The organism is Streptomyces sp. NPDC042002, from assembly GCF_055588305.1.
Map to the genome: position 1 here is coordinate 118,523 of NZ_JBVJCT010000016.1, position 13,758 is coordinate 132,280.

The following is a 13,758-nucleotide window of genomic DNA, read 5'->3' on the forward strand; positions in this document are numbered from 1 at the left end:
GCCGGAGGGGGCGGGCGGGGTGAACGGGGCGGGCGGTCCTCCGTATGTCACGAATCCGTGGCCCTTGCGGGGGAAGGGTCGCGGGGCACTACCCCGGGCCCACTACCCTGGAGTGGTGACCATTCGCCTGTACGACACCAGCGCCCGGCAGATCCGTGACTTCACCCCGCTCACGCCGGGTTGTGTCTCGATCTACCTCTGTGGCGCCACCGTGCAGGCCGCACCGCACATCGGGCACATCCGCTCGGGCCTCAACTTCGACATCATGCGCCGCTGGTTCGAGTACCGCGGCTATGACGTGACGTTCATCAGGAACGTCACGGACATCGACGACAAGATCATCACCAAGTCGGCCGAGCAGGGCCGCCCCTGGTGGTCCATCGGCTACGAGAACGAGCGCGCGTTCAACGACGGTTACGACGCGCTCGGCTGCCTGCCGCCCACGTACGAACCCCGTGCCACCGGCCACATCCCCGAGATGATCGAGATGATGCGCGGGCTCATCGAGCGCGGGCACGCTTACGCGTCCGACGGGAACGTCTACTTCGACGTGCGGTCGTACGACGGCTATCTCCAGCTCTCCAACCAGGAGCTCGACAACCTCCAGCAGCCCTCCGGGGTGGGCGAGACCGGCAAGCGCGACCCGCGTGACTTCGCCATGTGGAAGGCCGTGAAGCCGGGCGAGCCGAGCTGGGAGACGCCCTGGGGCCGCGGCCGTCCGGGCTGGCACCTGGAGTGCTCGGCGATGGCCCACAAGTACCTGGGCAGCGCCTTCGACATCCACGGCGGCGGGATCGACCTGATCTTCCCGCACCACGAGAACGAGATCGCGCAGGCCAAGGGCTTCGGCGACGAGTTCGCGGAGTACTGGGTGCACAACGCCTGGGTCACCATGAGCGGCGAGAAGATGTCGAAGTCCCTCGGGAACTCGGTCCTCGTCTCCGAGATGGTCAAGGCGTGGCGCCCCATCGTGCTGCGCTACTACCTCGGCACCCCGCACTACCGCTCGATGATCGAGTACAGCGAAGAGGCCCTGCGCGAGGCCGAGTCGGCGTTCGCGCGCATCGAGGGCTTCGTGCAGCGGGTGGTCGAGAAGGCGGGGGGCGTCGTCGAGCCGTCCGCCGAGGTGCCGCCGGCCTTCGCCGAGGCGATGGACGACGACCTGGGCGTTCCGCAGGCGCTCGCCATCGTGCACACGACGGTCCGCCAGGGGAACTCCGCCCTGGCCGCCGACGACAAGGAAGCCGCCGTCGCCCGCTTCGCCGAGGTACGGGCCATGCTCGGCGTCCTCGGGCTCGACCCGCTCGACCCGCAGTGGGCCGACGGGAGCGACCGCGGCGACGACCTCCACGGCGTCGTCGACACCCTCGTCCGGATGGTCCTCGACCAGCGCGAGGCCGCCCGTACCCGCAAGGACTGGGCCACCGCGGACGCCATCCGCGACCAGCTCAACCAGTCCGGCCTGGTCATCGAGGACGGCCCGCAGGGGCCGCGCTGGACACTCGGGCCGCGCTGAGCGCCCGCTCCGGCGACCCCGGCCGACCTCTGTCGGCCTTGATCGATTGTGCCGCCCGGACCTCCGGGCGGCACACTTCATATACGTACGCACGCACGTCTCACACAGACAGGTAGGTCATGGCTGCTAACAACCGCCGCATGTCCGGCAAGAAGGGCGCGCAGGTCGGCAGTGGCGGCCAGCGACGCCGGGGCCTGGAAGGCAAGGGTCCGACCCCGCCCGCCGAGGCGCGCAAGGGCCACAAGAAGAACCGCGTCGCCAACGCCAAGGCGAAGCAGATCGTCCGCCGCCCCGCCCACCCCAAGGGCCGCGGCGGCAAGGGCACGTCCGAGATGGTCGTCGGGCGCAACTCCGTCGTCGAGGCGCTGCGCGAGGGCGTCCCCGCGATGACGCTCTACGTCCAGCAGTTCATCGACAACGACGAGCGGGTCCGCGAGGCGCTCCAGCTCGTCGCCGAGCGCGGCGGCATCCACCTGATGGAGGCCCCGCGTCCCGAGCTCGACCGCATGACCAACGGGCTCAACCACCAGGGTCTCGTCCTCCAGGTCCCGCCGTACGAGTACGCGCACCCCGAGGACCTCGCCGCCGCCGCGTACGACGAGGGCCGGGACCCGCTGATCGTCGCCCTCGACGGGGTGACCGACCCCCGCAACCTCGGCGCGGTCGTCCGTTCCGCCGCCGCCTTCGGCGGCCACGGCGTCGTCGTGCCCGAGCGGCGCGCGGCCGGCATGACCGCCGGCGCCTGGAAGACGTCGGCCGGCGCCGCCGCCCGTATTCCCGTCGCCCGCGCGTCCAACCTGACGCGGGCCCTGGAGGCGTACAAGAAGGCCGGTCTCGTGGTGGTCGGACTCGCCGCGGACGGCGAGGTCGAGGTCGGTGACCTGGAGGCGCTGGGCGGCCCCGTCGTCATCGTCGTCGGCAGTGAGGGCAAGGGCCTGTCCCGACTGGTCGGCGAGACCTGCGACTTCCGGGTGCGGATCCCGATGCCCGGTGGCGCGGAGTCGCTGAACGCCGGTGTGGCGGCGGGAGTTGTGCTGTACGAGGCGGCACGCCGACGCGCCTGAACAGGCGTCCGGGCGGTCACCCTCGTGGGGCGATCGGGATGTTCTGGACGATCTTGACGCGGTCCGGACAGTTCGGCGTGGTCAAAGCAGTGTCCTAACCACATGTCACTCGGTTAGATGAGTGTGGACACCAGAACACCCCGCACACCCACGGGGGACCGCTCGTCGGGATTCGACGACGTTCCCGCGCTGAGCATGGTGAAGGTGCCGAGCGATCCGGCGCAGGTCATCGTCAATCATGCGAGCTTCCGCGTTCAGCTGGCGGGCGCCTCGCGGGGCCAGTCCCCGCGCATCGCACGGCACTTGGGCTCTCCCGGCGCCGGTGCGCCGGGCCGCGCGGGCGGGGCCGGTCCGGCCGGCGGGGCCCGCCGCCGCGCTCCCGTCGTCTGGAGCGGGAAGTCCGCGCCGGACGACACCGGCGCCCACCGCCTGCTCCAGGCCGTACGGAGCGCGGGCCTGACCAACGGCTCCGCCGGGCCGACGCCCGACGCCGGTTCGACCCAGGTCATCCCGCGCATCGGCGAACAGCCCGGCTACGCGGGCGATCTGACCGTCGACACGGTTCAGACGCCCCTCGTCGGCAGCCCGCGCACTCCCGTCGGCGAAGAGCAGCGACTGCTCCCGCAGATGCGCGGCGTGGGCAGCGCCTACGACGAACAGGTCTACGGCGACCGGGCCTACGACGAACGCGCCTACGGCGACCGGGCCTACGACGAACGCGCCTACCGCGAACAGGCCTACGCGGACGCCGACTTCGAGGACGGCTTCGAGGGCGAAGGCTTCGACGGGACGGCGGGCGACGCCCCCGTCAGGCGGCGCAGCGCCGACCCGGTGCGGCAGGCCTATCACCCGGGCCGCCGGATGAACCTCGGCGTCGTGCTGCTCCCGCTGCGCGTCTTCCTCGGATTCATCTCCGTCTACGCCGGCATGGGCAAGCTCTGCGATCCCGTCTACTTCGACGGCGGCAAGCGCGGCTCCATGGTGAAGTGGCTCAACACGCTGCACCCGTGGGAAGTCGCCGAGCCGCTGCGGCAGTTCGCGCTCCAGCACCCGGTCGGCTCCGGGCTCGTCATCGCCTTCTTCCAGGTCATCGTCGGCGTCCTGACCGTCCTCGGGCTGTGGCAGCGGGTGGCCGCGGTCGTCGGCGCGACGCTGTCGGCGGCGCTCATCGTCACGGTCAGCTGGAAGACGGTTCCCGCCTACGACGCGCCCGACATCATCTACCTCGCCGCCTGGTCCCCGCTGATCATCGCGGGCGCCCCGGTCTACTCCGCCGACGGGCGGCTGGCCAGTGAGGCCTGGCGGACACTCGGACCGCGCGCCGACATCTGGGACCTGCGCGCACGGGTGCTGCGCCGCGGCGCGCTGCTCACGGCCGTCGTCGTCGGACTGACCCTGCTCATCGGTTCGCTCCTCGGCGGCGCCGTCCGCGACTCCGGCAGGATCGTCGTCCCCGGACCCGGCGAGGCCCCGCGCAACGAGCTGCCCGGCTCCCCGCTCCCCGAGACGCCCGGCAAGCGGCACCAGAAGGCCACCCCCTCGGCCTCGGTGGCGCCCAGCCGGAGCAGCTCCGCGCCCCCGTCGCAGGCGGCCAGTACACCGGGCGCGACCCAGGAGACCGGCCGGACCGGCACGGCGCAGCAGCCCAGCCAGACCCAGGGCAGCGGTCAGGCGCCGCCTCAGCACTCGGCCCCGGTCGGCCAGGCCCCGAGCACCAGCGCGGGCCCCACCAGCAGCGGCGGCACGTCGACCGGCGGTGGTGGCGGCGGTGGCGGCGCGGGCGGTGGCACCGGCGGTACGGGCTCGGCGAACGGCACGTCCACCGGCGGGAGTTCGTCCACCGGCCAGCCGGGTCTGGTGGGCGGCCTGCTGGGCTGATCCTCTCGGTCACGCGCGACGACGGCAGGGCCCCGCACACAGGTGTGCGGGGCCATGCCGTCGTGTCGTGGTGCGTCGTGTCGTGGTCGGCCGTGCTGCCCAGGTACTTGTGGGGCCTGTCGTCGTGCCCGGGCGGCTCTCGTGGGGCCGGGAGGACGGTCTCTAGCGGCCCAGGGCCGCGAGCTCCTTCGCCGCCTCCGTGAGGTCCTTGGCGGTGTCGATGGCGCGCCAGTAGGCGCCCTGCGGGATCGGGAAGCCGGACAGCCGGCGTTCGCGGGCCAGGCGCGGGAAGGTGGTGCGCTCGTGGTCGCCGCGCTCGGGGAGCATGTCGGTGAACTCGGGCGAGAAGACGTACACACCCGCGTTGATCTCGAACGTGGAGGGCGGGGCCTCGATGAAGTCCGTGATGTGACCGAAGCCGTCCGTCTTGACGGCGCCCCACGGGATGCGGGGGCGGGCCAGCGCGAGGGTCGCGACCGCGTCGCGCTCGGCGTGGAAGTCCGCCATGTCGCGCAGCGAGAAACGGGTCCAGATGTCACCGTTCGTCGCGTACCAGGGCAGGTCCGGGTGCGGGAGGTGCGCCGCGGCGTACCTCAGACCGCCGCCGCGGCCGAGGGGCTCCGTCTCGACGACCGTCGTGACGTTGAGCGGGAGGTCGGCCGAGTCCAGCCACTTCTGCAGGACGTCGGCGAGGTGACCGCAGGAGACGACGACGTCGGTCACGCCTTCTTCGGCGAGCCAGGTCAGCTGGTGGCCGATGATCGGTGTCCCGGTGCCGGGGATCTCGACCATCGGCTTGGGCCGGTCGTCGGTGTACGGACGCAGCCGGGAGCCCTGGCCGCCGGCCAGGACAACGGCTTGAACGGGCCGCGACGCGGCGTTCGGATCGGTCATGCCCGAACTGTACGTGGCGCCCCGCGCGCGGCCTCTCGCGGCAACCGTTCCTTAATCAGCTGTTACCGGGCGGCCCGGAATCGGCTGATGTGCGATGTGATCGACCGGATGATCTGCGACGCGTCGGAACGGATGACGCGCGATGCCGTGGGCGGCGGTGAAGGGGTGACGGGCGGTGCCCCTCGGAGGGGGCTGTGGTCTCCGAGGGGGGCGGACCCGGGGGCGGGGGCGGTGACCTCAGAAATGGGTGGCCGAGACCCCCGAGGCGAACGCCGTGTCGCAGACGGGCCGGGCGAAGGACTGGGCCCGGGTCGGTCCGTACGCGCGGACCGCTGCGCGGCCCAGCGAGCGGGCGATGGAGACGCAGTGCTTCGCGAGCGACGGACGGTCGTTCACCGCCTCCTGGAGGTGGGTGAGGGCCACGCCCGGGTTCTTCTCCTGGAGCTCCAGGAGGAGTTTGTCGCGCAGGACGTCCTGCGGGGCACGGGAGACGGCTCGCGCCGAGACGTCTTCGGAGGACGCGGTGAGCACCGAGCTCGAGGAATTCCCCGACCAGTTGACTCGGGTGACCGCGAGAGTCCCGGAGAGCACCAGGACGACAGGCAGAACGAGGGCGAGGGTGCGGCCGATCCGGCGGGCGGGGCCACGGCCACGCCGGGTCTGTTGGTTAGTGGTGGAGTGCTTCACGCGAGTGAGGGTAGCGCGGGGTGATGATTTGGCGACATTTAGTCACCGGTTCGGGGGACGGGGAAGCGGTGTTTCTGGGTGGTGAGTTGACGTACGGATATCGAAATGCCCGGTCTGCCGGGGTATTTGTCGACAACGAAGAGGGCCCCGCAGCCTACTGCGGGGCCCTCTTCGTCAACTTGGGTGAATTCAACCCCTACGGGGTGTGTGGATCTCCGTCCGGATGACGCGGAGGTCAGTCGGACAGGCGCTCGCCCGTCGAGGTGGAGAACACGTGGATCTCGCCCGGACGCGGCACGACGTGCAGCGTGGTGCCCTTGTCCGGGACCGAGCGGCCGTTGACGCGGACGACGAGGTCCTTGAGGTCGTCGTCGACCTTGGCGGAGCCGTAGACGTAGCCGTCGGCGCCGAGCTCCTCGACGACGTTCACCGAGACGGCCAGGCCGGCCGGGGCGTCCTCGGTGTCCTTCGACAGCGACTTGGCGGCCTCGCCGTTGTGCTCGACGATGTCGAAGTGCTCGGGGCGCACACCGACGGTGACCGTGCGGTCGCCCTTGTCGGCGGCGGCCTTCAGGGCCTCGCGGTTGACCGGGACGACGCTGTTGCCGAACTTCACGCCGCCGTCGGTGATCGGGACCTCGATCAGGTTCATGGCCGGGGAGCCGATGAAGCCGGCGACGAAGAGGTTGGTCGGGCGGTCGTACATGTTGCGCGGCGAGTCGACCTGCTGGAGCAGACCGTCCTTGAGCACGGCCACCCGGTCGCCCATGGTCATGGCCTCGACCTGGTCGTGGGTGACGTACACCGTGGTGATGCCGAGGCGGCGCTGGAGCGAGGCGATCTGCGTACGGGTGGAGACGCGGAGCTTGGCGTCGAGGTTCGACAGCGGCTCGTCCATGAGGAAGACCTGGGGCTCGCGCACGATGGCGCGGCCCATGGCGACACGCTGGCGCTGACCGCCCGAGAGGGCCTTCGGCTTGCGGCCGAGGTACTCGGTGAGGTCGAGGATCTTCGCCGCGTCCTCGACCTTCTGGCGGATCTCGGCCTTGTTGACGCCGGCGATCTTGAGCGCGAAGCCCATGTTGTCGGCGACGGTCATGTGCGGGTACAGCGCGTAGTTCTGGAACACCATCGCGATGTCCCGGTCCTTGGGCGGCAGGTGGGTGACGTCGCGGTCGCCGATGTGGATCGAACCGCCGTTGACGTCCTCGAGACCCGCGAGCATGCGCAGGGAGGTGGACTTGCCGCAGCCGGAGGGGCCGACGAGGACGAGGAACTCGCCGTCCGCGACGTCGAGCTCGAGCTGGTCGACGGCGGGCTTGTCGCCACCCGGGTAGATACGGGTCGCCTTGTTGAACGAGACAGTGGCCATGGTGAGGGGCCCCCTTCACCGGCAGGAACGTGCCGGACGATCCGTTGTAAAGGTGGTGGTCCACTACGGAAACGCCCATAGTGGTGTAGTCCACATGAGTGAACTGGGTCAGGACGCTACCTGGCGTTCATGTGTTCTGTCAGCACCCGGACACCGGTGAAGTTCGCGGAAACTCTCGACAGGCCCCCGCTGTGACGTGGGTACACTGCACGGGCACGCCCGCCGCGCGCGGGCAGGCCTCCTTAGCTCAGATGGCCAGAGCAACGCACTTGTAATGCGTAGGTCGTCGGTTCGAATCCGACAGGGGGCTCGGGTAGTACGTCAATCGAGGGCGGCGCGGACATTCGCGCCGCCCTCGGTCGTTCCGGCGCCCCGGCTCAGGGCGCGGGGGTGTCGCGGGCCGCGGAGGCGATGGCGAGGGACTTCAGGGCGGGCCAGTCCACCCGGGGGCGGGTCAGGCCGCGCTTGCCCAGGTACGCCTTGGTGTCCCGGCGGGCCGTGCGCAGGGTGCGCAGCAGGTCGCGGGGCTCGCCCGAGCCGGAGGGTTCGATCACCCGGCTGGGGCGGAACAGCCAGTGGCCGTCGGCGGTGGTGTGCAGCTCACCCCGTACGAGGGCGTTGTAGAGGCCGGACAGCCGGTCGTCGTGGCGGTGGACCAGCAGTCCCGCCGGTCCGGGGACGATCTCGCAGTCGGGGGCCGGCTCGACCAGGAAGCCGTCCGGGGTCGGCGTGGTCGACGTGCGTGTCAGGAGCGGGGCTCCGGAGGCGTCGCGGGCGCTGAGCACGGCGGTGGGGAAGCGGGCGAGGACGGAGGCACCGGGGAGGGCGTGCGCGGGATCCGCGGCGGGGGCGGTGGAGCGGGCGGTGGATGGGCCCGTGGACAGGGTCGCGGCGGGGTCCTCGGCGGGAGTCGCTGCGAGGGGCGCCGGGATGTCCGTGGCCGGGCGGGTGCGGATGTCGGTCGGGGTGATGGTGATCGGCAGGCGCAGGTAGTACCAGTCCATCAGCCAGCGGGCCGGCGCGTCGACGTAGCGACGGCTGTCGGGCTGGCGGTCGAAGAGCATCGACCAGTACGCCTCGTCGCCGGCCGGGGAGGCCACGATCTCCTCGGGGCAGACGGCCGTACCGCCGATGAACACCTGCTCGGGCCGGTCGAGGCCACTGGCCGTGGGGTCGGAGAAGAGGAGCGCGACGCGGCCGTCGCGGCGGACGTTGAGGGCCTTTCGCGCGAAGGCGAGGGACGTCGTGACGAGCAGGGTCCCGTCGTCGCGGCGGAAGGCGGCTGTCGGCCAGGCGAGCGGGGTGCCGTCGCGGCCCAGCGTCACGAACTCGCAGGTGCGGTAGGCGTCGACGGTCTCGGCGACCGTCGGGGCTAGAGATATCACGGGGCAACCTAGCTGTAGGTCAAGGGAGTTGGCCAAGGATTGGACGGCGTTTCGGTGCTTCAGACCGTGAACTTGACCGCTTCGAGCCAGCGGGCGTTCTCCAGGGCGCCGCCGAAGATGTAGCCGGGGCGGGCGTCGGCGCAACCCTGGCCGCCCCAGTCGAAGCCGTGGACCTTGGCCGTCTGGCAGATCCGGCCGTTGCCGATGTTGATGGCGAAGCCCGACATGACGGGGGCGTTCTTCTTCGTGCTGCCGATGTAGTTGTTCCTGCCGTCGGCGATGATCGCCGTCCACTGGGGTTCCCACTTGCCTTGTCCATTGGACGACTTGGGGTCGTGGACGAAGGCGTTCGCGGCCGAACCGCCGCTGCCGGACACCGCGATGTTGAGGGCCTTGATCGGACGGTTCCGGCCCGAGGTGCCGGCCATCGTGCCGTCGCACACGGGCTTCTGCCAGCCCTGTCCGGAGACGTAGGCGCGGTAGCAGATGTGCCGCCCCGAGGGATCGTTGTGGGCGAGCCGGTTCACGGCGGTGGCGGCGGTGTCCTGCGCGGGCTTCGCCGTCACCGTGGCCTGCGGCGGCCTCGCGGTGACCGTGACGGTGACCCCTCCGCCGCTCCTCGGGTCCTTGGCGCCCTTGGGCCCCTTCGACTCCTTCGCGCCCTTCGACTCCTTCGGCTCGGCCGACCGGGAGGCCGAAGGGCTGGGCGGCGGTGACATGCTCGCGGACGTGGTGGAGATCGGCCCCGACTGCTCGCCCTGCGGGCTCCTGCTCGTCTCGTCGCTCGACCGGGCGGCCTGTTTCTGGCGTCCGCCGTCGTCCGAGCCGCCGCTGCCCAGGATCACCAGCGGAACGATGACGAGTGCGGCTGCCACCAGGGCCACCGGGCCGACCACCAGGGGCCTGTGGAGCAGGCCGGGCCCCTCGTACTCGTCGTCCGACTGACGCGTTCCGTTCCTGCGGACGAGCTGCGGGACGGGCTGCGGGACGGGCCTCGCGTCGGGCCTCGCGCCGCGGTCGCCGCCCCCGTCGGGGGAGGGCGGCGGGGGCGGCGACGCGGACTCCCGCCAGCGCTGCTGCTCCAGCGCGTACGCCTCGACGTCGAAGTCGTCTTCGTCGTCGGCATCGGCATCGTCGTCTTCGTCGTTCAGGTCTTCTTCGGCCCGGTCGTCAGCCTCCCGGTCGTCAGCCTCCCGGTCGTCAGCCTCCCGGTCATCGGCGTCCAGGTCGTCGTCGACGTCCTCGTCGAGCGGCTCGTCGGGTGCCGCCTCTTCGGCGGGTCCGGCTCCCGCGTGCGCCTCGGCCATGTTCTCGTTCTCGGCCGGTTCCGGAGACCCCTCGGTGCCGGGCATCGGCGCCTGGGCCGGAGCCGGCGGCGTCTCGCCGGTCCGGGAAGGCTGCTCCTGCTGGTCCACCAGCGTGCTCGAACCGTCCGGGGCCACCTCGACGAACGCCACGTAACCCGCGGAGGGGTCCGAGACGGTGGCGGTCACGGTGGTGCCGCGGGCCTGTGCGTACCCGTGCAGCACGTCGAGGATCGCGGCGTCGACCGTCAGCCCGTCCGCCGACGGTACGGGCTCACCGTCGATGGCGGCGGAGCCGTCGCCGGAGATGACCACCGCGAAGCGGGGGACCGGCTCGGACGCCTCCCCCACGAGTCCGGGCGAGGTCACCGTCCCCACCAGTTCCGGCTCGGGCGCCTCCCCTGCGGCCTCCGGCCTGCCGAGATCCGTCGGTTTCCCGGGTACGGCGGGGTCACCCCCCGTAGTCGGCTCGGGTGTCTCTTCATCCCGGCTCATGGCGCTTCCTTCCTGACGTTCCCGGTCGCGTGGCGCCGGCCGGGCCCGTCGCGTCGGTTCCTCGTAGCGCAACGGGCGCCGTCCGGGATCGGTTCAATTCCGGGACGGGGACGGGGACGGAGGGGGAGGGGTGTGTGGGCTCCTCCACACCTCCAACACCCCTGATATGACACGGGTGTTCAGTAGAGTGCGGAGAGTGAACGCCTACGAGGATTCCGTGCGCTTCGCCGTGCTGGGACCGGTCCGGGCATGGCGTGGTGAGCAGGAGGTGGACGTCGGTTCCCCGCAGCAGCGGGCCGTGCTGGCGGCGCTGCTGCTCCGGCGAGGACGCCCCGTCATGCTCGGCGAACTCCTCGACGCGGTCTGGGGCGAGGAGCCACCGGCGACCGCCGTGTCGGTCGTACGGACTTATGTGTCGCGCCTGCGCAAGGGGCTGGAGCCGGGACGGGACGCCGCCGACGCTCCTCGGGTGGTCGTCTCGGTCGGTGACGGATATCTGCTCCGGATCCCCGAAGGCGCCCTGGACCTCGGGGTGTTCGAGCAGCGGGTCGCCGAGGCCAGGAGACTGCGCGCCGGGGGCGACCCGTCCGCGGCGGCCGATCTGCTGCACGCCGCGCTCGGCTGCTGGCAGGGAGCGGCGCTGGCGGGAGTGCCCGGACCGCTCGCCGAGTCCGAGGGCTCCCGGCTGGACGAACAGCGGCTGGCCGCGCTGGAGATGCGGCTGGACGTCGACGTGGAACTCGGACGCCACGGCGAAGTGATCGCCGAACTGGTCTCGTTGACCGGGAAGTACCCGCTGCGGGAGCAGCTGTGCCGGCTGCTCATGCTGGCGCTGTACAGGTCCGGTCGGCAGGCCGAGGCGCTGGCCGTCTACCGCAGGACGCGCGGCACTCTGGTGGCCGAGCTGGGCATCGAGCCCGGCGCGCCGCTGAAGGAACTGCACGACCGCATCCTGGCCGCCGACGCGTCCCTGGACGCCGTGCCGCCCCGGACGCCCGAACCCGAGCCGTCCGTGAAACCGGCCCCGCCGGTCGTCACGCACACGGCGCATCCGGCTCAACTGCCCGCCGACCTGCCGACGTTCGTCGGCCGAGAGATCGAACTCGACCGGGTGCGCGCCCTGTTGCCCGAGACGGGCGAAGCTCCGATCTCGGTGGTGATCGGCGCGATCGGCGGCATGGCCGGTATAGGCAAGACCACCTTGGCCGTGCACTGGGCCCACGAGATCGCCGACCGCTTCCCCGACGGACAGCTCTACGTCAACCTGCGAGGCTTCGACCCGACGGGCGTGGTGGTGGTGCCGGACGACGCCATCCGGACCTTCCTCGACGCGCTCGGCGTCCCCCCGATGCGGATCCCCGCGAGTCTCGACGCCCAGACGGCGCTCTACCGCAGCATGCTCGCCCAGCGCCGGGTGCTCGTCCTGCTCGACAACGCCCGCGACACCGAGCAGGTCCGCCCGCTGCTGCCCGGCTCGCCCGGCTGCCTGGTCATCGTCACCAGCCGCAACCAGCTCACCGGTCTGGTCGCCGCGGAGGGGGCGCACCCGCTGACGCTGGACCAGCTGACGCCCGCCGAGGCCTACGACCTGCTGGCGCGCCGCCTCGGCACCGACCGGCCGGCGGCGGAACCGCGGGCGGTGGACGAGATCATCACCCGGTGCGCCCGGCTGCCGCTGGCGCTGTCCATCGTCGCCGCCCACGCGGCCGCGTACCCCGGCTTCCCGCTCAGCGCCATCGTCGACGAGCTCCGTGAGAGCCACGGCAGCCTCGACGCCTTCGCGGGGGGCGACGACATCGCCACGGACGTACGGGCCGTCTTCTCCTGGTCGTACAGGGCGCTGTCCGCTCCGGCCGCGCGCCTCTTCCACCTGCTGAGCCTGCATTCCGGGCCCGACGTCTCCGCGCCCGCGGCGGCCGCGCTCGCCGGGCTCCCGCCCCGGGAGACCCGGGGCCTGCTCGTCGAGCTCACCCGCGCCCATCTGCTCAGCGAGCACTTCCCCGGCCGCTACACCCTGCACGACCTGCTGCGCGTGTACGCCGCCGAACGCGTCCAGGCCGAGGAGACACCGCGGGAGCGGGACCGGGCGGTGGAGCGGCTGCTCTCCTGGTACCTGCACACCGCCGACGCCGCCTACCCGCACATCACCCCGCGCCGACAGCGGATCGCCCTCGACCCGCCGCCTCCCGGGTGCCGTCCGCTGGAGTTCACGACGTACGACGACGCGCTCGGCTGGTGCGAGAAGGAGCGGGGCAACCTGGTCAGCGCGGTGCACACGGCCGCCGCGTCCGGGCACCCCGGTATCGCCTGGCGGCTGCCCGCCGTCCTGTGGGGGTTCTTCTACCTCCGCAGCCACATGCACGACTGGCTCGACACCGCCCGGGTGGGGCTGGCCGCCGCGCGCGCCGCCCACGATCGTGTGGGTGAGGCCCAGGGGCTCGCGGACCTGGCCGCCGCCGTGCGCAGCTCGGGCCGGTTCGACGAGACGATCGACTACCTGCGCCGCGCGATGGTCGCCTACCGCGATCTCGGGGACCACGACGGCAGGGGGTCGGCCGTGTCCAACCTGGGCGACGCCTATCTCCAGACCGGGCAGCTCGCCAAGGCCGTCGAGTACACCCGCCGCGGTCTGGCCATCGAGCGGGTCATCGGGAGTGCCTGGGGCGAAGGGATCGCCCTGAGCAACCTGGGCGACGCCTATCAGCGGCTCGGCCGGTTCGACGAGGCCGTCGACTGCCTGGACCAGGCACTGGTCATCCTGCGCGCCAACGGCAACCTGTGGGTCGAGGGCGTCACCCTCGGCATCCTCGGCACCGTCCACCGCCGTCTCGGGCACTACGACGCGGCGGTCGAGTACCACCTCCAGGCGCTCAGGACACACCGGGACATCGGCAACCGGTGGGGCGAGGGGCACACCCTGAGCAACCTCGGGGACGTCCGTCTGGACGCCCGGGAACCGGAGGCCGCGCGCGACAGCTGGCTTCAGGCACTGGCCATCTTCGCGGAGTTCGACCATCCGGACGCCGAGAAGGTGCGTGCGCGGCTCGGCCGCCTGGACGACGGACCCCGCCTGGACGACAGGCCGCCCGGCGCCCGCGCCCAGGGGGCTGCCGAGCCGGGGCGGACCGCCTGACATACGTCTCCTTCGACTCCTGCGATGCCG

The 13,758-nt window shown here is 71.8% G+C and carries 9 protein-coding genes and 1 tRNA gene; 5 read left to right on the top strand and 5 right to left on the bottom strand.

Annotated elements, in window-relative coordinates:
* Nucleotides 1-115: 115 nt before the first annotated feature.
* The 3 genes from cysS (at nucleotide 116) to ACZ6KY_RS23840 (ending at nucleotide 4,458) form a co-directional block, all read left to right on the top strand.
* The gene (gene cysS / locus ACZ6KY_RS23830) at nucleotides 116-1,516 is read left to right on the top strand and encodes a cysteine--tRNA ligase (RefSeq protein WP_469312295.1); all 1,401 of its coding nucleotides are present in this window, start codon (nucleotides 116-118) and stop codon (nucleotides 1,514-1,516) included.
* Between the two features lie 119 nt (nucleotides 1,517-1,635).
* A complete protein-coding gene (gene rlmB / locus ACZ6KY_RS23835; protein WP_469312296.1) occupies nucleotides 1,636-2,580 on the top strand; it encodes a 23S rRNA (guanosine(2251)-2'-O)-methyltransferase RlmB in 945 nt (314 codons plus the stop codon).
* Nucleotides 2,581-2,697: 117 nt separating this feature from the next.
* Nucleotides 2,698-4,458, top strand: coding sequence for a DoxX family protein (locus ACZ6KY_RS23840; protein ID WP_469312297.1), 1,761 nt, complete (start codon nucleotides 2,698-2,700; stop codon nucleotides 4,456-4,458).
* Between the two features lie 162 nt (nucleotides 4,459-4,620).
* Here the strand turns inward: ACZ6KY_RS23840 and ACZ6KY_RS23845 are convergent, their stop codons facing one another.
* From ACZ6KY_RS23845 to ACZ6KY_RS23855, 3 genes are all read right to left on the bottom strand, one after another.
* Nucleotides 4,621-5,352 (bottom strand): nucleotidyltransferase family protein, encoded by a 732-nt coding sequence (locus tag ACZ6KY_RS23845; RefSeq protein ID WP_469312298.1) that lies wholly within the window; start codon nucleotides 5,350-5,352, stop codon nucleotides 4,621-4,623.
* A 237-nt stretch (nucleotides 5,353-5,589) separates the two neighbouring features.
* Nucleotides 5,590-6,039 carry a hypothetical protein gene (locus ACZ6KY_RS23850; protein ID WP_469312299.1) on the bottom strand — a complete coding sequence of 150 codons (450 nt, stop codon included), beginning with the start codon at nucleotides 6,037-6,039 and terminating at the stop codon, nucleotides 5,590-5,592.
* A 235-nt stretch (nucleotides 6,040-6,274) separates the two neighbouring features.
* Nucleotides 6,275-7,411, bottom strand: a complete 1,137-nt coding sequence (locus ACZ6KY_RS23855) for an ABC transporter ATP-binding protein (protein ID WP_469312300.1) — start codon at nucleotides 7,409-7,411, stop codon at nucleotides 6,275-6,277.
* Nucleotides 7,412-7,647: 236 nt separating this feature from the next.
* Here ACZ6KY_RS23855 and ACZ6KY_RS23860 point away from each other — a divergent pair.
* Nucleotides 7,648-7,721: transfer RNA gene (locus tag ACZ6KY_RS23860), tRNA-Thr, on the top strand.
* Nucleotides 7,722-7,788: 67 nt separating this feature from the next.
* On the opposite strand, the gene ACZ6KY_RS23865 is transcribed toward ACZ6KY_RS23860, so the two are convergent.
* Both ACZ6KY_RS23865 and ACZ6KY_RS23870 read right to left on the bottom strand, forming a co-directional pair.
* Nucleotides 7,789-8,796 carry a pyridoxamine 5'-phosphate oxidase family protein gene (locus ACZ6KY_RS23865; protein ID WP_469312301.1) on the bottom strand — a complete coding sequence of 336 codons (1,008 nt, stop codon included), beginning with the start codon at nucleotides 8,794-8,796 and terminating at the stop codon, nucleotides 7,789-7,791.
* Between the two features lie 59 nt (nucleotides 8,797-8,855).
* Nucleotides 8,856-10,595 (bottom strand): hypothetical protein, encoded by a 1,740-nt coding sequence (locus ACZ6KY_RS23870; protein WP_469312302.1) that lies wholly within the window; start codon nucleotides 10,593-10,595, stop codon nucleotides 8,856-8,858.
* A 196-nt stretch (nucleotides 10,596-10,791) separates the two neighbouring features.
* On the opposite strand from ACZ6KY_RS23870, the gene ACZ6KY_RS23875 reads away from it, so the two are divergent.
* On the top strand, nucleotides 10,792-13,728 hold the full coding sequence (locus ACZ6KY_RS23875) for an AfsR/SARP family transcriptional regulator (RefSeq protein ID WP_469312303.1): 2,937 nt from the start codon (nucleotides 10,792-10,794) through the stop codon (nucleotides 13,726-13,728).
* Nucleotides 13,729-13,758: the final 30 nt, after the last annotated feature.

Coding starts and splice junctions, on each gene's coding strand:
- ACZ6KY_RS23845 (WP_469312298.1), bottom strand. CDS start 5,352: ATGACCGATCCGAACGCCGCGTCGCGGCCCGTTCAAGCCGTTGTCCTG.
- ACZ6KY_RS23840 (WP_469312297.1), top strand. CDS start 2,698: ATGAGTGTGGACACCAGAACACCCCGCACACCCACGGGGGACCGCTCG.
- rlmB (WP_469312296.1), top strand. CDS start 1,636: ATGGCTGCTAACAACCGCCGCATGTCCGGCAAGAAGGGCGCGCAGGTC.
- ACZ6KY_RS23855 (WP_469312300.1), bottom strand. CDS start 7,411: ATGGCCACTGTCTCGTTCAACAAGGCGACCCGTATCTACCCGGGTGGC.
- ACZ6KY_RS23870 (WP_469312302.1), bottom strand. CDS start 10,595: ATGAGCCGGGATGAAGAGACACCCGAGCCGACTACGGGGGGTGACCCC.